The sequence below is a fragment of the Stenotrophomonas sp. STEN009 genome (genome assembly GCF_056760395.1).
In genome coordinates, this window is record NZ_JBRRES010000031.1 from 13,596 (window position 1) to 32,795 (window position 19,200).

Here is a 19,200-nt window from a genome sequence, read left to right on the forward strand (position 1 = left end):
ACCCACGCTGAGCCCCATGCCACCCCTGGTGAAAATCCGCTCCGAGCGCGGGCAGATGTCGGCCATCGAACGCCGCATCGCCGACTTCATCCTCGACAACGCGCACCTGCTGCGCGACTACTCGTCGCAGCAGCTGGCCAGCGCGCTGGGCATCAGCCAGTCCAGCGTGGTGAAGTTCAGCCAGAAGCTGGGCTTCAAGGGTTACCCGGACCTGAAGTACTCGATCGGCCAGGACGTGGCGCGCGCCGGCCACGATCCGCAGGCACGCCCGCCGTCGCCGAGCGCCGGTGACTACGCCGACATCGCCGGGCGCCTGCGCCTGAGCCGGGCAGCCGCCGAGGAAGAGACCAGCCTGGCCAATGCGCAGGCTGATGTGGAGGCCATCGTGCGACTGCTCGACAGGGCGCCCAAAGTGTTCGTGTACGGCCTTGGCGATGACGGCCTGTACGCGCGCGAGTTCGCCATGCGACTGTCGCTGCTGGGCATGCTGACCGTGCACCATGCCGATCCGATCCTGATGATGGCCAACCTGTCAGCGGCGCGGGCCGGTGATGCCATGCTGGTGTTCTCCGAGTTCGGCAAGCTGCCGCAGCTGTTCCAGCTGTCGCGGCAGTTCCAGGACGTGGGCGGGAAGGTGGTGTCGATCACCCGCCACAGCGCCAACCCACTGCGCGCACATGCCGACCAGTCACTGGTGGTCTGCGCCCATGACCCCGCACCGCACGTGGCGCAGCTGCTGTACCGTGCTTCACTGCAGTCCCTGCTCGACTTCGTCTTCGTGCTTTTGTGCCATGCCAACCCGGACCGCCACCGCCAGCTCGGGGTGAACCTGGAACGGATTGAACACCTGATCGACGCCTGATCGACCCCTGGTTCACTGGAGTCCACGATGCTGCCGCTGCTGCGTACCGCCCTCGCTGTCACCGCTCTGGCCACCGCGCTGCCCGCTGGCGCGCTCACCCTGCTGCCGCCGATGGCGCGCAGTCTGCAGGCCATCGTGGTGGTCACCGACAGCTGGGATGCCACCCAGGGCCGGCTGCAGGCCTATGAGCGCAGGAGCAGCGACGACACGTGGCGCCCGCACGGCCCGGCCTTCACCGTGGCCGTGGGGCGTGAGGGCAGCGCGTGGGGCGTGGGCCGTGCGTCGCTGCACAACCAGGGGCCGCAGAAGACGGAAGGCGACGGGCGCAGTCCGGCCGGCGTCTTCGATATCGGCCCCGCGTTCGGCTACGCGCCGACGATCGCCAGCGCGATGCCGTATCTGCCGATGACGGCCAGCCACTACTGCATGGATGTACCCGCCTCGCGCTACTACAACCGCATCGTCGATGCGGCGGACGTAGGTACCGCCGCAGTAGAAGGCTCCACCGAACCGATGCGGCTGGACCTGCACAACAAGGGCGATGTTCGCTACCGCGAGGGCTTCGTGATCGAGCACAACAGCAGCCGCAGGCCGGGCAAGGGCAGTTGCATCTTCGCCCACCTCTGGCGCAAACCGGGCGAGGCCACGGCCGGCTGTACGGCAATGGAGCCGCGCCACATGACGGCCCTGCTGGCCTGGCTGAAGCCGGACACGCGCGCGGTCTTCGTCCTGCTGCCCAAGACGGAGTACGACAACCTGCAGGGGCCGTGGCAGCTGCCGGCCCTGACCGGAGCGTTGCGTTGAGCGCCCCGGACGAACCGCAGCTGCAGCGCGCGGTCAGCCGCTGGCAGATCGTCGGCCTGTCGATCAACGACGTGATCGGCAGCGGCATCTATCTGCTGCCGGCGGCCACCGTCGCCCTGCTGGGCCCCTTCAGCCTGTGGGGCGTGGTCGCCGCCGGCATCGTGGTGGCCCTGCTGGTGCTGTGCTACGCGCAGGCCGCCAGTTACTTCGATGAACCCGGCGGCAGCTATCTGTATGCCCGCGAAGCCTTTGGCCGCTTCGCCGGCTTCGAGATCGGCTGGATGATCTGGCTGACCCGTATCAGCTCGGCGGCCGCACTCAGCAATGCGCTGGCCGATGCGGTCGCGCGCTTCTGGCCCTGGGCCGGGGCCGGCACGGGTCGCCTTGCCGTGATCGTGCTGTCGCTGGGTTTCCTGACCGGCGTGAACATCATCGGCGTGCGCTCGGCGGCCCGCACCGGCATCGTGCTGGTGATCGGCAAGATGCTGCCGCTGCTGCTGTTCGTGGCCATCGGCGCGTTCTACATCGATCCGCAGCTGGCGTTCTCCGGCCAGCGCCCGGACCCGCACGACCTGCAGCGCATGGGTGAGGCCGCATTGTTGCTGCTGTATGCCTACGCTGGTTTCGAGAACATCCCGGCGGCAGCCGGCGAGTACCGCAATCCCCGTCGCGACATTCCGTTCGCGTTGATCACCATGATCATCACCGTCACCGTCATCTACGGCGCGGTGCAGGTGGTGGCGCAGGGCACCCTGGCCGGGCTTGCGTCGTCGCCGACACCGCTGGCCGATGCCGCAGCCGGATTCGGCGGTGAGGCACTGGCGTTGATCCTGACCGTCGGTGCGACCATCTCCATCCTCGGCACCAACAGCAATACGATGATGATGGGCCCGCGCTTCCTGTTCGCGCTTGCCCGCGATGGCTACGGGCCGAAGATCCTCGCGCAGGTCCATCCGCGCTTCCGCACACCGGCTGCCGCGATCTTCTGCCAGGGGCTGATCGCCCTCGGCCTGGCGCTGTCCGGTTCGTTCGTGCAGTTGGCGCTGCTGTCGATGACCACGCGACTGTTCGCCTATATCGGAACCGCGGCGGCCGTGCTGGTGCTGGCCAAGCGCTACGCCGACCGGCCGGGCGCACTGAAGCTGCCGGGCGGGCCGCTGATTCCGGTCCTGGCCCTGCTGCTCTGCCTGGCCCTGTTCGCCAGTGCCAGCTGGCAGAACATCGCCGCCGCACTGGTCGCCTTCGCCATCGGCGCAGTGATCTACAAACTGCCGCGCAAGGACGTAGGCGCCTGATGATCGGCAGCGACGGCGCGGATGGAGGACACCTTCCCTTCACGCGAGCGGACCGGACTGTTAACCGCCATGGCGGCATGATCGAAGCTCATCCACCACGGAGCCCGATCGATGAGCCCCGAGTACCAGATCCCCGGCCGCGTGCCGGATGACAGCGCACCGCGCCAGGCCGTTTCCGACTTCTGGCGCGAGCGTTACACCGCGGAACCCTATTACGACAACCAGCTGTTCTTCGAGGACTACGAGCCGGCCTATCGCATCGGCCACGCTGCCCGTGCGCAGGACATGATCCGCGCGTACGAAGAGGTGGAGGCCGAACTCGAGTCCCGCTGGGCGAGCGAGCGCGGCAAGAGCCGGCTGGAATGGGCGCAGGCCCGCAACGCCGTCCGCCGCGGCTGGGAAGAAGCGGTCAACCTGGACCAGCGCCTGGACCGGGGCGTACCGCGCGGCACCTGAGGGCACCCCGCGCTGCGGCCGGGCCATGCCAGGCTGTCCTTCGGCACTGCGGCAGAGCCGGGCATGGTCCCGGCTCTGCGCAATCCGGGCGTCAGTCCTGTTCCGGCAGCGGCGGCACGGCCTGACCGCGTGCATTGCCGCCGTTGGCGGCGATCAGGTCGCGGGTGTTCTTCTGCACCGCGACCGCGCCGAACAGCGCAAGTGCGAAGGCCATGGCGTAGAAGCCCTTCTCGCTCAACAGCAACGTGGCATTCCACAGGCCCACCAGCAACAGCAGCAGCGCCGACAGCAGGGCGAACCAGCACAGCGCGTAGTACAGGCCGCTGACCGGGATGCCCTCCACGCGGTCGCGCACGCTCTTCTGCAGCGATACCGCCGCGAACAGGCCATAAAGCAGCAACGCCAGGTAGTAGCCCTTCTCGTTCAGGGCCATTTCGGCGTTGAACAGGCCGATCAGATAAGCCACCGCGCCAAGCAGCAGCGCCACCCACGAAGCGGCGACGAAGGCGGGAGATGGCTTGTGGGTCGGAACAGTGTGCATTGCAGATCCTTGGCAGACAGACGGGCATGCATTGCCCGGGCGTGCCCACCCTAGACGATCCGCCCCACGTCGCACAGGGGGTAGCAGGACCTTCGGGCCACGACGGTCACACCCGCAGTGGTATACAAGGGAACGCTTGGCCATCCGCATCCCCGCCCTGGAGATTCCCATGACCCGCACGCCCCTGCTGCTTGCCCTCGGCCTGGCGCCGATTCTCGCCACCACTGCCTGCAACGCCGCCGATCCTGCATCCGCTACTGCCGGTACTGCCGCCACCGCTGCTGCACCGGCTGCGGCTGCGGCCGCAACCGACCAGCGGCCGTTCACCGCCACGGAAGTCAGCCGTTTCGATCAACCGTGGGCAATGACCTTCCTGCCCGATGGCAGTCTGCTGGTCACCGAAAAGCGCGGCAAGCTGCAGCACCTGGACGTGGCCAGCGGCCAGAAGCATGAGATCACCGGCGTACCGAAGGTCGCCTATGGTGGCCAGGGCGGCTTCGGCGACGTCATCCTGCATCCGGACTTTGCCCGCAACCAGGTGATCTACCTCAGCTATGCCGAGGAAGGCACGCTGGATACCCGCGGCGCCGCAGTGGTCCGCGCCACGCTCGCCCTGGACGCCGACGGCGGTGGCCAGCTCAAGGATCTGAAGGTGATCTGGCGACAGACACCGAAGGTCAGCGGGCAGGGCCACTACGGCCATCGCCTGGTGTTCGGTCCGGACGGCAAGCTCTGGATCAGCTCCAGCGAACGGCAGAAGTTCGACCCCGCGCAGGACATGGGCGGCAACCTCGGCAAGATCATCCGCCTCAACGACGATGGCAGCCTGCCGGCGGACAATCCGTTCGCGTCACAGGGCGGCGTGGCTGCACAGGTGTGGTCGCTCGGCCATCGCAACATCCTGGGCATGGCCTTCGATGCCAACGGCAAGCTGTGGGCGCATGAGATGGGGCCGGCGGGCGGAGACGAACTGAACCTGATCGTGCGGGGCGCCAACTACGGCTACCCGGTGGTCTCCAACGGCGACCACTACGACGGCCGGCCGATTCCCGACCACGACACGCGCCCGGAGTTCGCCGCGCCAAAGGTGACCTGGACGCCGGTCATCTCGCCTGCGGGCTTCGTCATCTACAGCGGCACCCTGTTCCCGCAGTGGAAGGGCAGCGGCTTCATCGGCGGCCTGTCCTCCACATCACTGGTGCGCGTGGCCTTCGAGGGCGACAACGCGCGCGAGGCGGAACGCTTCAACATGGGTGAGCGCATCCGTGAAGTGGAACAGGGGCCCGATGGCGCGCTGTGGCTGCTTGAAGATGGCAGCAAGGCGCGCCTGCTCAAGCTCACGCCGAAGACCTGATCAGGTAACGCAGGGTGGCGGGCCAGAGCCCGTCACCCCGCACGCTCACTGGATGGTGATGACCTTCACTTCGGTCCGGGTGCAGGCCGCATCAAGGCACTGGCCGCTCAACCACACCTGGCCATCGCCGATCATCACGCCCTGCTGGTTGACGAACACCTTGCCGAAATCCTGTGCGGACACCGCCTTGACCACGGCCGGCGTGATGATCTTCTCGTAGCTGCGCTGGAATTCGCCCGGTCCGGCGATCGTCTTTCCGCCGCTGATGTTCAACGGGAAACGTATTTCCTCGACGACCGCCGCGCGATCACCGCCGACCACCGCCGTTCTGAAGGCATCGAAGACCTTCTCGTACTGCGCCGCATCACCGAGCAGTGTCTCGATGCGCGCGCGCGCATCTTCGGTCTGTTCGCTCGTGGGTGCCGCAGGTGCTGCCGGTGCTGCCTGCACGGGTTCGGCCGGCGGTGCGGCAGCGGGCGTTGCCTCCGGAGCCGTCGGCGGCGCCGGCTGTGCACAGGCTGCCAGCAGCAGCGCGGGGGCAAGGAAAGCACTCTTGCGCATGGTCGGGCTCCATCGGATCACGAACCCCGATGGTAGCGCCGGGTCAGGCCCGGCGTGTTTGCCATGGGTGACGACGCGCACACCCACAGCGATGGTAGCGCCGGGGGGGGGGGGGGGGTGTGGGGGGTTGTTTGCCGCCGGGCCCCCCCCCCCCCCCCCGCCGGGGGGGCGCCGGCCCCGCGGGGGGGGGGGGCGCCCCCCCCCCGCCCCCCCCCCCCCCCCCGCTACCGTTCCCGTTCAGCCCTTCAGCAGTTCGAACTGCACCGGCTCGCCAGCCGCTGACGACGCGCACACCCACAGCTCGAACAGGCCCGGCTCGGCACGCAGCACGCCATCGCGGCCGGTGAACGCCAACTGCTCGCGATGCAGGGTGAACACCACATTGGTGGATTCGCCCGGCTGCAGTGCGATCTTGCGGAAGTCCTTCAGCTCGCGCACCGGCCGCACGCGGCTGGCCACGCGGTCATGGATGTACAGCTGCACCACTTCCTCGCCGGCCACGGTACCGGTGTTGGTCAGCGTGGTGGTGATGGTCAGGGTGTCGTCCCAGCCCAGCTGTGCCGTGCTGAGCTGCGGCACGCCATAGGCGAAGGTGGTGTAGCCGATGCCATGACCGAACGGATACAGCGGCTCGTTGGGAATCTCGCGCCAGCGTGCCTTGAACTCCGACATCGTCGGCAGTTCGGGGCGGCCGGTACGCGGATGGTTGTAGAAATACGGTTGCTGGCCGGACACCTGCGGGAAGCTGACCGGCAGGCGGCCGGACGGGCTGTAGTCGCCGAACAGCACATCGGCCACCGCATGACCGGTCTGCGTGCCCAGGTACCAGGTGACCGCCACGGCCTGTGCATTGCGCACCGCACCTTGCAGGGCCAGCGCGCGGCCATTGCGCAGCAGCACCACCAGCGGCTTGCCGGTCATCGCCACCGCCTCGGCCAGTGCCTGCTGCGCCGGCGGCAGGGTGATCTCCACGCGCGACTGCGCTTCGCCGCTGTAGCGCTGAGGCTCGCCCAGCGCCAACACCACCACGTCGGCACGCAGCGCAGCCGCCACGGCGGCTTCGGTGCCCCCGGGGATCGCGGTTTCCAGATCGCAACCGGGCACGATCTCCAGCAGCGACGCGTCACCGATGGCGGCACGCACACCGGTTTCCAGGTCCACATAACGCTGCTTGTCGCCGAACAGGGTCCAGCAGCCTTCGATGTTTTCGCGGTCCTGCACGAACGGGCCGATCAGCGCGATCTTCTGCCCGGTCTTCTGCAGCGGCAGCACGTTGTCACGGTTGTTCAGCAGCACGATCGAACGGCGCGCGGCATCGCGCGAGAGCTCATCATGTGCGGCGATGTGCGAGTCGTCCGCTTCGCGGGCCGGGTCCAGCGACCGGTACGGGTCGTCGAACAGGCCGATGGTTTCCTTCAGCCACAGGATGCGGCGCACGCCCTCATCCAGCACCGCCATCGGCACCTCGCCGCTTTCCACCAGGCCTGGCAGGTGCTCGGCATAGAAGCCGCTCTGCATGCTCAGGTCCAGGCCTGCGGTGAAGGCCTTGGCGGTGGCGTCGCGGTCATCGGCGGCGTAGCCGTGCGCCACCAGTTCCATGTCGGCGGTGTAATCGGAGATCACCACACCCGGGAACTTCCACTCGCCACGCAGGATGTCGGTGAGCAGTTCTGCATTGGCGCTGGCCGGCACGCCGTTGATGTCGTTGAACGAGGACATCACCGTGATCGCACCGGCATCGAAGGCCGCCTTGAACGGCGGCAGGTGCACGTCGCGCAGGGTCTGCGGCGAGATGTCCACCATGTTGTATTCCATGCCGGCCATCACCGCGCCATAGGCGGCGAAATGCTTGGGCGTGGCCAGCAGCGAATCGGCGGCACGCAGGTCGCTGCCCTGGAAGCCGCGCACACGGGCGGCGGCGAAGGCACAGCCCAGCACCACGTCCTCGCCTGCGCCTTCGGCGCCACGGCCCCAGCGCTGGTCGCGGGCGATGTCCACGGCAGGCGCATAGGTCCAGTGCAGGCCGGCGGCGGTGGCCTCGACCGCAGTGGCGCGGGCGGTGCGCTCGGCCAGGTCCGGCTCGAAGCTGGCGGCCTCGCCCAGCGGGATCGGGAACACGGTGCGCATGCCGTGGATGACGTCGGCCGCGAGGATGACCGGGATGCCCAGCCGGCTCTCCTCGGTCGCGACCTGCTGGATGCGGCGGCCCAGTTCGGCGCCCACCCCGTTGAACAGCGAGCCGACCTTGCCCTCGCGCACCTGCTGCAGCACCTGGTCGGCATTGCGCACGTTGGCTTCCGGGTTCACGTCCGGGGCGAACGGGCGGACCATGTCCGCGAAAACACCCAGCTGGCCGACCTTTTCCTCGACGGTCATCTGGGCAATGAGGGATTCGATGCGTTCGGAGGCCACCGGCAGTCCTTGATGAAAACGTTTACAAGCCCGGCATTCTAGCGATCCCGGGCCATTTGGCGAGAGGTTTCGGCATTCAGTTTCATCCACCAGCGGGGTCCGTACGGTCCCGCGGGCGGCACGGCAGCTTACTCCGAGCGGGCCGACTGGCGCTGCCCGGCCATCAACATGGCGTCGCTGGACGCCTGGAACACCCTCAGGCCGAAGGCCGGCAGGATCGCCAGCAGATGGTCGAAAATGTCCGACTGCACGGCCTCGTACTCCGCCCAGGCGGTAGTGCGGGTGAAGCAGTACAGCTCCAGCGGCAGGCCCTCGGTGGTCGGTTGCAGCTGTCGCACCAGCAGGGTCATGTCGGTGTGGATACCCGGGTGGCTGCGCAGGTAGCGCTCCACATAGGCCCGGAACGTGCCCAGATTGGTCACCCGGCGGCTGTTCACGTCCGCCACGCCCTGTTCGCGCAGGCGCCCGTTCCACTGCCCCAGCTCCTGCTCCTTGTCGCGCAGGTAGTCGCGCAGCAGGGCGAACTCACCGAGGAAGGCCAGGTCGCCCTCGTCCAGGAAGCCGACGCTGTGCTGGTCCAGGTACAGCGCGCGCTTGATGCGTCGGCCACCGGCCTCCTGCATGCCGCGCCAGTTCTTGAACGACTCGGTCACCAGCTTCTTGGTCGGGATGGTGGTGATGGTCTTGTCGAAGTTCTGCACGGTGATGGTGTGCAGGGCGATGTCGATGACGTCACCATCGGCGTTCTGGCTCGGCATCTCGATCCAGTCGCCGATGCGCACGCGGCCATCGCCACTGATCTGCACGCTGGCCACCAGCGAGAGGATGGTGTCCTGGAAGATCAGCATCAGCACGGCCGTGGCCGCACCCAGGCCGGTCACCAGCGGGCCCAGCGCCACGCCCAGCAGGGTGGAGATGATCGCCAGGCCGGCCGCCACGAAGATCACGATCTTGACCACCTGCAGGTAGCCCTTGATCGGCTTGTTGCGCGCATCCGGCTTGCGCTCGTACAGGCTGTTGGCCGCATCCAGCGCATGCGAGAAGGCCAGCGAGACGGTCAGCACCGCCCACACGATGCACAGCTTGACGATGACGCTGACCAGCCCGGGCGGCAGATCGGGAATGAGGGTGATGCCAGAGGCGATCACCTGGCTGGGCACCACGTTGGACAACCGCGAGATGACCCGCATCAGATGGCTGCCACGCCCGGATTCGGCACCGGGCAGGCGCTGCAGCAGACGGCGCAGGCCGCGCACCAGGATGCGCTTGGTCACCCAGTTGGCCAGGCCCGCCGCGAGCAGCAGCGCCGAAATCATCAACGCCAGGTAGGCGCCGGGATAGGGTTCCAGTGTGTTCTGCAGCCGCTCCATCCACTGTACCGCCACCACCGCATCCACCATCAGTCGTCTCCTGTTTCAGTCATTTCGCATGAAGAAGTTGCCGGCCGCCGGCCGACGCTGCTGTTTCAGCCGCGTTCGCGCTCGATGATCACGCCGACCGCGCGCGCGCCGCGCACCGCTCCCGGCTTGCTCAGCTTCAGCCGCAGCCAGCGCACATCGAACTCGTCGAGCACGATCTGCGCGCAACGCTCGGCCAGGGTCTCGACCAGGCCGAACTCCGATTCGCGCACGAACTGCTCCAGCCGCTTGCTGACCGCCTTGTAGTTGAGGGTATGGGCGATATCGTCGGTCGCTGCCGGGCGCCGGTTGTCGAAACCCATCTCCAGGTCGAACACCAGGTCCTGCCGGATCCGCCGTTCCCAATCGTAGATGCCGATCAGGGCGTCGATCGTCAGCCCCTCGATGAAAACCTTGTCCATTGCGGTTACCAGCCGGAAAACAGACGGTCATGGTAACGGCACGGAACCACCACTGCCTGAAACGACCGGATCCCGGCACGTCCGCCGCTACGGTCGCAGCCTGTGTGGATGGGTGCGCCGCGGGTCACACCGCGGGCAGCGTCGCCATGTCCCAGCGCGGGGTCACGTCAACCTTCGGCGGGTTGTGCTGCCCGGCCTGCAGGCGCAGGGCGCCGGCGAAAGCGATCATCGCGCCGTTGTCGGTGCACAGCGCCGGCCGCGGGAAGCAGGCACGCCCCCCGAGGCGTTCGGCCATCTGCTGCAGGCGGGCACGCAGCCGCGTATTGGCACCGACACCGCCGGCCACCACGATCACATTGGTGCCGGCTGCTTCCAGCGCGCGTTCGCACTTGATCGACAGGGTCTCCACCACCGCATCCTCGAAACCGCGCGCGATGTCGGCGCGGGTCTGGTCGCTCTGGTCGCTGTCACGCCAGGCCATCAGCACCTGGGTCTTCAGGCCGGAGAAGCTGAAATCCAGACCCGGGCGATCGGTCATCGGCCGCGCGAAACGGTAGGCCCCCGGGGTGCCCTGTTCGGCCAGCCTGGCCAGCTGCGGGCCGCCGGGATAGGGCAGCCCCATCAGTTTGGCAGTCTTGTCGAAGGCTTCGCCGGCCGCATCGTCCAGGGTCTCGCCCAGCAGGCGGTAGCGGCCGATGGCATCGACCGCCACCAGCTGGGTGTGGCCACCGGACACCAGCAGGGCCACGAACGGGGCCTGCGGCGGATCGTCCTCCATCAAGGGCGCCAGCAGGTGCCCTTCCATGTGGTGCACGCCCACGGCCGGCACCTCCAGTGCCCAGGCCAGGGCACGGGCCACCCCGGCACCGACCAGCAGCGCACCGACCAGCCCGGGGCCAGCGGTATAAGCCACGCCATCGATGTCGTCCACGCCCAGGCCCGCCTCGGCCAGGGTCTGCCGGACCAGCGGCAGCAGCTTGCGCACGTGGTCACGGCTGGCCAGCTCGGGCACCACACCGCCGTACTCGGCGTGCAGGGCGATCTGGCTGTAGACCGCATGGGCGCGCAGGGCCGCGCTGCCGGTCAGGTCGGTGTCGTACACCGCCACGCCGGTCTCATCACAGGAAGATTCGATGCCAAGGACTCGCATGCCTGCTATTATGACGCCCCTGCCGCCCCCTCGGGGTGACGTGCAGATCCCACTGCATCCGTATTGCTGGCCCGCATTCAGGCTTGCGTGCTTGCAGTTTGTTGATTCGCCGCTATAATGTGCGGCTCGCCGGGCGTGACCCGGTTCTACTGTGTCCCGGAGATTCCATGCCCAGCGTCAAAGTCCGCGAGAACGAGCCCTTCGAGTTTGCTCTTCGCCGCTTCAAGCGCACTTGCGAAAAGGCCGGTGTGCTGGCCGAAACCCGCAAGCGCGAGTTCTACGAAAAGCCGACCCAGGAGCGCAAGCGCAAGGCCGCCGCTGCTGTGAAGCGTCAGCTGCGCCGCTCGTCGCGCGACGTCACCAAGCGTCAGCGCCTGTACTGATCGGACGCATCTTCATTGCGGCGGGTTCGTCCTTCCGCGGTGAAGCCGAAGCCGGCACGCGCGAGCGTCGCCGGCTTTTTGCGTTTCCGGGCCCGGGCAACCGCCCTGCCCCACTACCACCACGAGGTCTCCCATGAGCATGAAGCAGCAGCTCACCGATGACATGAAGGCCGCCATGAAGGCGGGCGAGAAGGACAAGCTGGGCGTGATCCGCCTGATCAACGCCGCGATCAAGCAGAAGGAAGTGGACGAGCGTATCGAGCTCGACGACACCGCCGTGATCGCCGTGCTGGACAAGATGGTCAAGCAGCGCAAGGACTCGGTCAGCCAGTACGAAGCGGCCAACCGTGAAGACCTGGCCGCGATCGAGCGTGCCGAGATCGTGGTCATCGAGGCCTACCTGCCCGCCAAGATGGGTGAGGCCGAGATCGCCGCCGCCATCCAGGCCGCCATTGCCGAAACCGGTGCCACCGGCCCGGCCGACATGGGCAAGCTGATGGGGGCGCTGAAGCCGAGGCTCGCCGGTCAGGCCGACATGGGCGTGGTGTCCAGGCTGGTCAAGCAGGCCCTGGCTGGCTGATCCGCCACCGCCCCTGCCGGACACGACAAGGCCCGCTTCACGCGGGCCTTGTCATTGCTGCAGCGGCCAGGCCAGCGCTTACACCTGGCGGCAGTTGCGCAGGGTCATGGAACTGCCCTCCACCGCGCTGACCTCGCCTTCCAGCTTGGCCCAGTCGCGCTCGCGCAGCATGGCGAAGTTGGCCGCCTGGTCCGGAGCGAATTCGCAACGGATGGTGTAGTTGTTGTTGTTGAAGGTGTCATTCTGGCGGATCCGCAACAGGCCACGGGTCGGCGTCACCAGGTAGTTGATCGATCCGACCTCACCCGGACGGCTGGAGTAGCTGTTCGAGTTGACCGTGTAGATCTGGCCGTCGATCCGGTAGCGGCGACCGATGTACTTGGCATACACCGGCAGGAAGGTGGCCGAACGGTCGCCCAGGTCTTCCTTGTTGGTGGTGGTGCCCAGCAGCAGGTCCTTGAAGCTGCCCGCAGCGTTGTAGGCCGCCATCGTATCGCGCACCTCCTTGCCCATCTTCTTGGACAGGTCCGGCGCGGTCACGTCCTCCGCCACGGAAGTCGGATACTGCGCGCGCGCAGCGGCGGCCAGCGCGTCCCCCTGGCTGCCCCCCTTGAGCTTGTCCAGCATGTCGCACATCGACTTGCGGGCATCCTCCTGGGCGATGGTCTGGCCGCGGGCCAGCTTGGTGGCCAGGGTGACCCGGCCGCTGCGGTCGGCGGTGCCGATCAGCACCAGGGGCGTGCGCAGGCCCTTGGTCTGGATCAGGTACTGGTTGCCGGTATCGCCTTCCACCAGCTGGCCGCCCACCTCGAACTGGTCATCGGCACCGATCTTGCGAAGCTGGTCCAGTGCACTCTGCACCTTCAGACCGGGCACCGTCAGGTCGGCCATGTACATCGCGCCATTGCGCGGATCCCCTACCGTCTTGAAGGCCTTTTCGCAGGCCGTGGACGCCGCAGCGGCCGAACCGCTCGTCGCCAGCAGCAACACCATCGTGGTGCAGACCATCCCTTTCATAACGCGTCCTTTTGCAGAGAAGTTGGATTGTCGTGGCCCCGCACACAGGCAGTGGGCCCGGATACCGCGGCGGCAGCCCCAGCGCGCCCTCGGTCCGGGCAGAAGGATAACGCGGACTTCGCTGCATTCTGCGACCGCGCTTCCACTTCACCTGCCGCAACGCCGGCATCTGCTAGAAAAGGAAGCCTGTACCGCTCCAGCCGACGCCGTAGATGCCGCATCCCCGCACCTTCCTGCCCATCGTCCGATCGCGCCTGGAGAAGCTGCAGGACAGCTTCCCGATGGCCGTGGCCAAGCGCTTCGTCGAAATCGACGTCCTGACCCAGGCCGCATCGGTTTCGTTCTATTCCCTGCTGTCGATGGCGCCGTTGCTGGTGCTGCTGCTGTGGTTGACCGCCTCGCTGTACCCGCCCGCGCAGCAGGCGCTGATCAGCCAGATCGGCTCGGTGGCCGGCAGCAGCGTGGCCAGCGTGGCCGATACCGTGCTGCACAACGCCAACAGCCAGCCGAGCATGGGCTCGCTGGCCGGGTTGTGGAGCACCCTGCTGCTGTTCGTCGGCGCCACCGCCGTGTTCGCACAGCTGCAGAACGCGCTCAACCGCATCTTCCATACCAGCGGCCAGCGCCTGGAAGGCGTCCAGGCCTGGCTGCGCAAGCGCGTGTTCTCCTTCGGCGTGGTGCTGGCGCTGGGCTTCCTGCTGATCCTGTCGATGACCGCCACCACCGCCCTGCAGGTGGTATTCGCGCAGCTGCCATCGGTGTTGCCGGCCATCGGTTACGTGACCACGCTGCTGCTGTACACGCTGGCCTTCGCCTTCCTCTACCACTATCTGCCCGACCGTCGCGTGGCCTGGCGCCAGGCCTTCATCGGCGGGGCCATCACCTCGCTCCTGTTCGCCCTGGGGCGCTACGGCATCGGCGTCTACATCGCCACCGTGGCGCCCGGCAGCGCCTACGGTTCGATGGGCGCCCTGGTGATCGCGCTGGTCTGGATCTACTACGCTACCGCGGTGTTCTTCGTCGGCGCCCTGATGACCGCGGTGATCGACGAGCGCCTGAGTGCCCGGGCACAGCGGGCGGCCGCCAGCGCCGGCGGCAGCAGCGAACAACAGGCCGGCCCGACCATCGCCAGCGAGTAAACTAGGGGGACCTGCCGCCCCTGCTGCGCGCCCCGGCGGCCGCGCCCTGCCCTGCTGCCCATGGCCCGTATCCCCGACGCTTTCATCGACGACCTGCTGGCCCGCACCGACATCGTCGAGGTGGTGGGCAGCCGTGTGCCGTTGAAGCGACAGGGCAAGGAGTACGCGGCACGCTGCCCGTTCCATGACGAGCGCTCGGCCTCGTTCACCGTCTCGCCGACCAAGCAGTTCTATCACTGCTTCGGCTGCGGTGCGCACGGCACCGCAATCAGCTTCCTGATGAACTACGACCGCCTCGAGTTCCTCGACGCGGTGGATGAGCTGGCCAAGCGCGCCGGCATGGACGTGCCGCGCAGCGAGAACCCGCGCAGCGCCCAGCAGCAGGACGACAGCCGCGAACTCTATTCGGCACTGGATGCAGCGGCGCGCTTCTTCCAGAAGAACCTGGAGGGCAGCGACAAGGCCCGCGCCTACCTTGACGGCCGTGGCGTGGACGAACAGAACCGCGCCCGCTTCCAGATCGGCTATGCGCCCGACGGCTACAGCGGCCTGCGCGATGCGCTGGGCAAGGACGAGCGGCGGATGAAGCTGCTCGACCGTGCCGGCCTGTTTTCCAAGAACGACCGGGGGCACGTCTACGACAAGTTCCGCGACCGGGTGATGTTCCCGATCTTCGACCGCCGTGGACGGGTGATCGCCTTCGGTGGCCGGGTGTTCGAGAAGGACGACGGTCCCAAGTACCTCAATTCGCCCGAAACCGCGCTGTTCCACAAGGGCCGCGAACTGTACGGCCTGTGGCAGGTGCGCCAGGCGAACCAGAAGATCGAGCGGCTGATCGTGGTCGAGGGTTACATGGACGTGGTCTCGCTGTTCCAGTTCGGCGTCACCCAGGCGGTGGCGACGCTGGGCACCGCGACCACGCCCGACCATGCCGAGCTGCTGTTCCGAAACGCACCGGACGTGTTCTTCTGCTTCGATGGCGATGCCGCCGGCCGCCGCGCCGGCTGGAAGGCACTGGAGTCGGTGCTGCCGCGGATGAAGGACGGCCGCCAGGCCTTCTTCCTGTTCCTGCCCGACGGCGAGGACCCGGACACCATCGTGCGCAAGGAAGGCGCTGAGGCCTTCAACGAACGCCTGAAGCAGGCCACGCCGCTATCGCAGTTCTTCTTCGACGAGCTGACCCGCGAGATCAACATGGGCACGCTGGACGGCCGGGCACGCCTGGCCGAGCGGGCCAGACCGATGCTGGCGCAGATTCCCGATGGCGCGTTCGGTGACCTGATGAAGCAGCAGCTGGCGCAGCTGACCGGGCTCGGTGCGGCCACGCAGAATACCCGCACGGCGATGCCGCAGCGCCCTCCGGCACGGTCGATCCAGCCGGTGGCCAAGCGCAGCCTGGTGCGGGGTGCGATCGCCGTGCTGCTGCAGCAGCCGTCGCTGGCGCTGACCCTCGGCGGCAAGCATCACTTCCAGGGCCTGCGCCTGCCGGGTGTGGAGCTGCTGCTGGAGCTGCTGGCGCTGGTCGAACAGCGTCCCGATATCAGCACCGGCGCGCTGCTGGAACATTTCGACGGGCGTGAGGAGCAGGCCTCGCTGCACACGCTGGCCGCCCAGACCCTGCCCGGCAGCGAAGCGATCTGGACCCAGGAACTGCACGACGCCGTGGCCCAGCTGGAGAAACAACTGTTGCAGCAACGTCTGGAAGAGCTGTTGGCAAAGCAGCGGCAGCAGGGACTGGACGATACTGACAAGTACGAACTGCGCGAGCTGCTCAAGGCCCGCGCCAGCCTGGGCCGGTAGCGGCGGAACGTTTTAACGGAGAGGACCATGCTGCTGCGCCCGACCTGCCTGCTGTTGCTGTCCCTCTGCCTGCCGCTGGCGGCCTTGGCCGCAGATGCCCCGCTCAATGAAGTCCGCCCCGGCCTGTATGCCGGCGGCCAGCCCAGTGCCGCACACCTGCGCGAACTGGCTGCGCAAGGCGTACGCACCGTGATCGACCTGCGCCAGCCCGACGAGGACCGTGGTTTCGATGAAACCCGCGCGGCCGAATCGCTGGGCCTGCGCTATGTGCGCATCCCGGTGGCCGGCGCCGAGGGCCTGGATGCGGCCAACGTGCGCGCCGTGCACCAGGCCCTGCAGCAGAGCCAGGGGCCGGTGCTGCTGCACTGCGCGTCCGGCAACCGCGCCGGTGCCGTGCTCGGCCTGGTCAATGCACGCTACGAACATGCCAGCCCGGAACAGGCCCTTCAGCTGGGCCAGCGTGCCGGCCTGAAGTCGCTGGAAGCGGTCACCCGCCAGCGTCTGGCCACACCGGTCACCTCGCCCTGAACCCTCCACACCAAGGAGTCTGCCCCCCATGACCCGCTGGTGGTCGCGCCTGCGACCGGACAACTTCACCCTGGCCCTGCTGTGCACGGTCGGCCTGGCGTCGCTGCTGCCGATGAAGGGCGCCGCCGCCATCGTCCTGGACGATGTCACCACGGTCGCCATCGCCGCGCTGTTCTTCCTGCACGGGGCGCGCCTGCCGCGCGAATCGATCATCGGCGGCATGCTGCACTGGCGCCTGCATCTGACCATCCTCGCCTGCACCTTCCTGCTGTTCCCGATGCTGGGCCTGATGTTCAAGCCGCTGTCGGGCTGGCTGTTGACCCCGGAGCTGTACCTGGGCGTGCTGTTCCTGTGCACCCTGCCCTCCACCGTGCAGTCGTCCATCGCCTTCACCTCGATGGCGCGCGGCAATGTGCCGGCGGCCGTCTGCAGCGCATCGCTGTCGAGCATCCTCGGTGTGTTCCTCACGCCGCTGCTGTTGACCGCGCTGGCCGGCACCTCCGGCGGTGTGCATGACCCGCTGCATGCGATCGGCGGCATCATGCTGCAGCTGCTGGTGCCGTTCGTGGCCGGCCACCTGCTGCGCCCGTGGATCGCCGGCTGGGTCGAGAAGCAGCGCGCGCTGCTGCGCTACACCGACCAGGCCACCATCCTGCTGGTCGTGTATTCGGCGTTCGGCGAAGCCGTCACCGAAGGGCTCTGGAGCAAGACCCCCGTGCTGTCGCTGCTGGCAGTGGCCGTGGTAGCTGCCGTCCTGCTCGGTATCGCCATGCCGCTGATCACCTTCATCGCCCGTCGCCTGCACTTCAACCGCGAGGATGAGATCGCCATCGTGTTCTGCGGCTCCAAGAAGAGCCTGGCCACTGGCGTGCCGATCGCCAAGGTGCTGTTCGCCGGGGGCAGCCTCGGTGCCATCGTGCTGCCGGTGATGATCTACCACCAGATCCAGCTGATCGTCTGCGGTGTGATCGCGCAGCGCTACGCACGGCGCAGCTCCTGACCCGGAAATTCATCCACACATGGCGTGGAACTACTGCAGAGCAGAGCCCATGCTCGGCTGATGCCACGCCACGTGTGGACGCCCCTCGCGCCGTCGCTAATCCACGATGGCGGCAGCGATGTCGTGCAGCAATCGGGCGTTACGCTCCACGTCGGTGCCGCGCTCCCCGGTTGCGATCAGGCTGAAGGTCTTGCTGTCTCCCGTCCAGACAAGCTCGACGCGGGTACGGCCAGCGCTGTCAACGCTCTTCTTCAAGTGCGCGAGCGCGCCCTTCACTGTTGTGTTCTGCGCCTCGGCGATGACCTCGATATGCGTGCCCGCGGCGAGGAAGTTGTTCTCGCTGAACTCCACGATGCCGACGCCTTCCAGCTGGAAGAAACGGCTCAGCCCCGAGGACCTGCTTCCATCCAGCACGCCACTGGACTCCATACCGATCAGCTCCGCCGGTCCCAGGAGGCTTGCTTCCAGGCTGCTGGGTGGCTGTGGCAGGCGCTGGCGTAGTTCCGACGCCGAGCGATATCGGCGGGGCAAGGCGGCCAGCAGTTCGGCCCGCGTTGGGATGTTCCCTTCTGCAACCTGCACCACACCCACTGACCGGTCCATGTCCGTGCGAAGCTGATGCTTCACCTCTTCGGGGGCATCCAGGTCTGCCAGTCGCACGATCTGGTAGCTGCCAGCGCCTACGGACGACCCTCTCGTCATCGAGGCCTCCTGCATTGCGGCTTGCATGGCACGTTGATGTAGCCAACGTCCCACCGGATCAGGAGTTGCATCGGTCTGCGATGCCTGGGCCGACATCGACATCAGCAGTGAGGTTGCAAGACAGCAAAGGCTTTTCATGATGCTCACCACTCCGAAAGTTGGCAGTCGACCGCGCTCGTGGACTGGGTGAATACACGCCCGCCCAGCACCCATGTGTGGTATCCATGAACAACCATCCGTTCCGGATCGGTGCCATCGCCTGCGTAGAAGCGCCAGGAGTACAGTCCATTGTTGGGAGCAGCAAGGACATGCTTCGGCTCGATGTTTCCAAGCGGGATATGCCTGGATGCGGCAGAGCCCTGGAAGTTGCGGAACTGGGGCCGTTCGTAGGTAACGGATTCATTGACGAATCCAATGCAGTTGGCCCGACTCAGTGCTTTAACTTCTGCTGTTGCATTGCCGGCCAAGCATGCAAGCGCAGCACATAGAACGATGGGCAGAGAAACATGGCATTTCATTGATTGCTCCACAGAATTGCGATTCATCTCGCAAATCCTGTGTATCTACATTCGACCATCCCGCCTGCGGGATCCATCCGTATCTGTGATCCACTGCCCGCGGTGAGTCAGCAGCGCGGCAGATCCCTACACCGTAGCGGCTCGGCGGGTTGGCAAAGTGCCGCCTCCGGCGAGCGGAAGCCGACATTGAACGCACGGAGTTCTGTGGAAGACCGTCCACGCACGGCGTGGCTGCGCAGCACGCGTGCCGCCTCGATCAGGTCAAGCATGTCCTCCCTG

The 19,200-nt window shown here is 67.1% G+C and carries 20 protein-coding genes; 11 read left to right on the plus strand and 9 right to left on the minus strand.

Annotation, left to right across the window (positions count from 1 at the left end; translation table 11 throughout):
* Window positions 1-16 precede the first annotated feature (16 nt).
* The 4 genes from ACVOMM_RS14285 to ACVOMM_RS14300 all read left to right on the plus strand — a co-directional run bounded on the left by ACVOMM_RS14285 (window position 17) and on the right by ACVOMM_RS14300 (window position 3,417).
* Window positions 17-862 (plus strand): MurR/RpiR family transcriptional regulator, encoded by an 846-nt coding sequence (locus ACVOMM_RS14285; protein WP_481526414.1) that lies wholly within the window; start codon window positions 17-19, stop codon window positions 860-862.
* Window positions 863-889: 27 nt separating this feature from the next.
* Window positions 890-1,666, plus strand: a complete 777-nt coding sequence (locus ACVOMM_RS14290) for a L,D-transpeptidase family protein (protein WP_279942934.1) — start codon at window positions 890-892, stop codon at window positions 1,664-1,666.
* Entirely contained in the window at window positions 1,663-2,961 is a 1,299-nt protein-coding gene (locus ACVOMM_RS14295; RefSeq protein ID WP_065175432.1) for an APC family permease, read from the plus strand. The genes ACVOMM_RS14290 and ACVOMM_RS14295 overlap by 4 nt, the downstream gene beginning before the upstream one ends.
* Window positions 2,962-3,072: 111 nt before the next feature.
* Entirely contained in the window at window positions 3,073-3,417 is a 345-nt protein-coding gene (locus ACVOMM_RS14300) for a hypothetical protein (RefSeq protein ID WP_053519473.1), read from the plus strand.
* A gap of 91 nt (window positions 3,418-3,508) precedes the next feature.
* Here the strand turns inward: ACVOMM_RS14300 and yiaA are convergent, their stop codons facing one another.
* Entirely contained in the window at window positions 3,509-3,958 is a 450-nt protein-coding gene (gene yiaA, locus ACVOMM_RS14305; protein WP_279942935.1) for an inner membrane protein YiaA, read from the minus strand.
* Between the two features lie 169 nt (window positions 3,959-4,127).
* Between yiaA and ACVOMM_RS14310 the strand changes: the two genes are divergently transcribed.
* The gene (locus tag ACVOMM_RS14310) at window positions 4,128-5,312 is read left to right on the plus strand and encodes a PQQ-dependent sugar dehydrogenase (protein ID WP_481526415.1); all 1,185 of its coding nucleotides are present in this window, start codon (window positions 4,128-4,130) and stop codon (window positions 5,310-5,312) included.
* 45 nt (window positions 5,313-5,357) lie between these two features.
* Here ACVOMM_RS14310 and ACVOMM_RS14315 read toward each other — a convergent pair whose 3' ends face one another.
* The 5 genes from ACVOMM_RS14315 to tsaD all read right to left on the minus strand — a co-directional run bounded on the left by ACVOMM_RS14315 (window position 5,358) and on the right by tsaD (window position 11,254).
* Window positions 5,358-5,873, minus strand: coding sequence for a hypothetical protein (locus tag ACVOMM_RS14315; RefSeq protein ID WP_481526416.1), 516 nt, complete (start codon window positions 5,871-5,873; stop codon window positions 5,358-5,360).
* 237 nt (window positions 5,874-6,110) lie between these two features.
* Window positions 6,111-8,285 carry a glycoside hydrolase family 3 N-terminal domain-containing protein gene (locus ACVOMM_RS14320; RefSeq protein ID WP_481526417.1) on the minus strand — a complete coding sequence of 725 codons (2,175 nt, stop codon included), beginning with the start codon at window positions 8,283-8,285 and terminating at the stop codon, window positions 6,111-6,113.
* Window positions 8,286-8,413: 128 nt separating this feature from the next.
* On the minus strand, window positions 8,414-9,685 hold the full coding sequence (locus ACVOMM_RS14325) for a mechanosensitive ion channel family protein (RefSeq protein WP_065175436.1): 1,272 nt from the start codon (window positions 9,683-9,685) through the stop codon (window positions 8,414-8,416).
* 65 nt (window positions 9,686-9,750) lie between these two features.
* The gene (folB, locus tag ACVOMM_RS14330; RefSeq protein ID WP_053519479.1) at window positions 9,751-10,104 is read right to left on the minus strand and encodes a dihydroneopterin aldolase; all 354 of its coding nucleotides are present in this window, start codon (window positions 10,102-10,104) and stop codon (window positions 9,751-9,753) included.
* Between the two features lie 124 nt (window positions 10,105-10,228).
* A complete protein-coding gene (gene tsaD, locus ACVOMM_RS14335; protein ID WP_262100715.1) occupies window positions 10,229-11,254 on the minus strand; it encodes a tRNA (adenosine(37)-N6)-threonylcarbamoyltransferase complex transferase subunit TsaD in 1,026 nt (341 codons plus the stop codon).
* A gap of 167 nt (window positions 11,255-11,421) precedes the next feature.
* Between tsaD and rpsU the strand changes: the two genes are divergently transcribed.
* Entirely contained in the window at window positions 11,422-11,637 is a 216-nt protein-coding gene (gene rpsU, locus ACVOMM_RS14340) for a 30S ribosomal protein S21 (RefSeq protein ID WP_002808376.1), read from the plus strand.
* A gap of 133 nt (window positions 11,638-11,770) precedes the next feature.
* Window positions 11,771-12,217 (plus strand): GatB/YqeY domain-containing protein, encoded by a 447-nt coding sequence (locus ACVOMM_RS14345; protein WP_053519481.1) that lies wholly within the window; start codon window positions 11,771-11,773, stop codon window positions 12,215-12,217.
* Between the two features lie 78 nt (window positions 12,218-12,295).
* Here the strand turns inward: ACVOMM_RS14345 and ACVOMM_RS14350 are convergent, their stop codons facing one another.
* On the minus strand, window positions 12,296-13,234 hold the full coding sequence (locus ACVOMM_RS14350) for a hypothetical protein (protein WP_229765859.1): 939 nt from the start codon (window positions 13,232-13,234) through the stop codon (window positions 12,296-12,298).
* Between the two features lie 212 nt (window positions 13,235-13,446).
* Between ACVOMM_RS14350 and ACVOMM_RS14355 the strand changes: the two genes are divergently transcribed.
* Genes ACVOMM_RS14355 through ACVOMM_RS14370 form a run of 4 tightly spaced genes read left to right on the plus strand, consistent with a single transcriptional unit; the run spans window position 13,447 to window position 17,701 of the window.
* Complete coding sequence (locus ACVOMM_RS14355) at window positions 13,447-14,373, plus strand: YihY/virulence factor BrkB family protein (protein WP_053519482.1); 927 nt, start codon at window positions 13,447-13,449, stop codon at window positions 14,371-14,373.
* 60 nt (window positions 14,374-14,433) lie between these two features.
* Entirely contained in the window at window positions 14,434-16,173 is a 1,740-nt protein-coding gene (gene dnaG / locus ACVOMM_RS14360) for a DNA primase (protein ID WP_053519483.1), read from the plus strand.
* Window positions 16,174-16,200: 27 nt separating this feature from the next.
* Window positions 16,201-16,701 carry a protein tyrosine phosphatase family protein gene (locus ACVOMM_RS14365; protein ID WP_481526418.1) on the plus strand — a complete coding sequence of 167 codons (501 nt, stop codon included), beginning with the start codon at window positions 16,201-16,203 and terminating at the stop codon, window positions 16,699-16,701.
* A gap of 28 nt (window positions 16,702-16,729) precedes the next feature.
* Window positions 16,730-17,701, plus strand: coding sequence for a bile acid:sodium symporter family protein (locus ACVOMM_RS14370; protein WP_065175442.1), 972 nt, complete (start codon window positions 16,730-16,732; stop codon window positions 17,699-17,701).
* A gap of 96 nt (window positions 17,702-17,797) precedes the next feature.
* Here the strand turns inward: ACVOMM_RS14370 and ACVOMM_RS14375 are convergent, their stop codons facing one another.
* Both ACVOMM_RS14375 and ACVOMM_RS14380 read right to left on the minus strand, forming a co-directional pair.
* The gene (locus tag ACVOMM_RS14375; RefSeq protein ID WP_481526419.1) at window positions 17,798-18,550 is read right to left on the minus strand and encodes a hypothetical protein; all 753 of its coding nucleotides are present in this window, start codon (window positions 18,548-18,550) and stop codon (window positions 17,798-17,800) included.
* Window positions 18,547-18,948 (minus strand): hypothetical protein, encoded by a 402-nt coding sequence (locus ACVOMM_RS14380; RefSeq protein WP_155760175.1) that lies wholly within the window; start codon window positions 18,946-18,948, stop codon window positions 18,547-18,549. The genes ACVOMM_RS14375 and ACVOMM_RS14380 overlap by 4 nt, the downstream gene beginning before the upstream one ends.
* Between the last annotated feature and the right edge of the window lie 252 nt (window positions 18,949-19,200).

Coding starts and splice junctions, on each gene's coding strand:
- ACVOMM_RS14350 (WP_229765859.1), bottom strand. CDS start 13,234: ATGAAAGGGATGGTCTGCACCACGATGGTGTTGCTGCTGGCGACGAGC.
- ACVOMM_RS14290 (WP_279942934.1), top strand. CDS start 890: ATGCTGCCGCTGCTGCGTACCGCCCTCGCTGTCACCGCTCTGGCCACC.
- ACVOMM_RS14370 (WP_065175442.1), top strand. CDS start 16,730: ATGACCCGCTGGTGGTCGCGCCTGCGACCGGACAACTTCACCCTGGCC.
- ACVOMM_RS14300 (WP_053519473.1), top strand. CDS start 3,073: ATGAGCCCCGAGTACCAGATCCCCGGCCGCGTGCCGGATGACAGCGCA.
- ACVOMM_RS14325 (WP_065175436.1), bottom strand. CDS start 9,685: ATGGTGGATGCGGTGGTGGCGGTACAGTGGATGGAGCGGCTGCAGAAC.
- tsaD (WP_262100715.1), bottom strand. CDS start 11,254: ATGCGAGTCCTTGGCATCGAATCTTCCTGTGATGAGACCGGCGTGGCG.
- ACVOMM_RS14285 (WP_481526414.1), top strand. CDS start 17: ATGCCACCCCTGGTGAAAATCCGCTCCGAGCGCGGGCAGATGTCGGCC.
- ACVOMM_RS14365 (WP_481526418.1), top strand. CDS start 16,201: ATGCTGCTGCGCCCGACCTGCCTGCTGTTGCTGTCCCTCTGCCTGCCG.
- ACVOMM_RS14355 (WP_053519482.1), top strand. CDS start 13,447: ATGCCGCATCCCCGCACCTTCCTGCCCATCGTCCGATCGCGCCTGGAG.
- ACVOMM_RS14380 (WP_155760175.1), bottom strand. CDS start 18,948: ATGAATCGCAATTCTGTGGAGCAATCAATGAAATGCCATGTTTCTCTG.
- rpsU (WP_002808376.1), top strand. CDS start 11,422: ATGCCCAGCGTCAAAGTCCGCGAGAACGAGCCCTTCGAGTTTGCTCTT.
- ACVOMM_RS14310 (WP_481526415.1), top strand. CDS start 4,128: ATGACCCGCACGCCCCTGCTGCTTGCCCTCGGCCTGGCGCCGATTCTC.
- dnaG (WP_053519483.1), top strand. CDS start 14,434: ATGGCCCGTATCCCCGACGCTTTCATCGACGACCTGCTGGCCCGCACC.
- folB (WP_053519479.1), bottom strand. CDS start 10,104: ATGGACAAGGTTTTCATCGAGGGGCTGACGATCGACGCCCTGATCGGC.
- ACVOMM_RS14315 (WP_481526416.1), bottom strand. CDS start 5,873: ATGCGCAAGAGTGCTTTCCTTGCCCCCGCGCTGCTGCTGGCAGCCTGT.
- ACVOMM_RS14345 (WP_053519481.1), top strand. CDS start 11,771: ATGAGCATGAAGCAGCAGCTCACCGATGACATGAAGGCCGCCATGAAG.
- yiaA (WP_279942935.1), bottom strand. CDS start 3,958: ATGCACACTGTTCCGACCCACAAGCCATCTCCCGCCTTCGTCGCCGCT.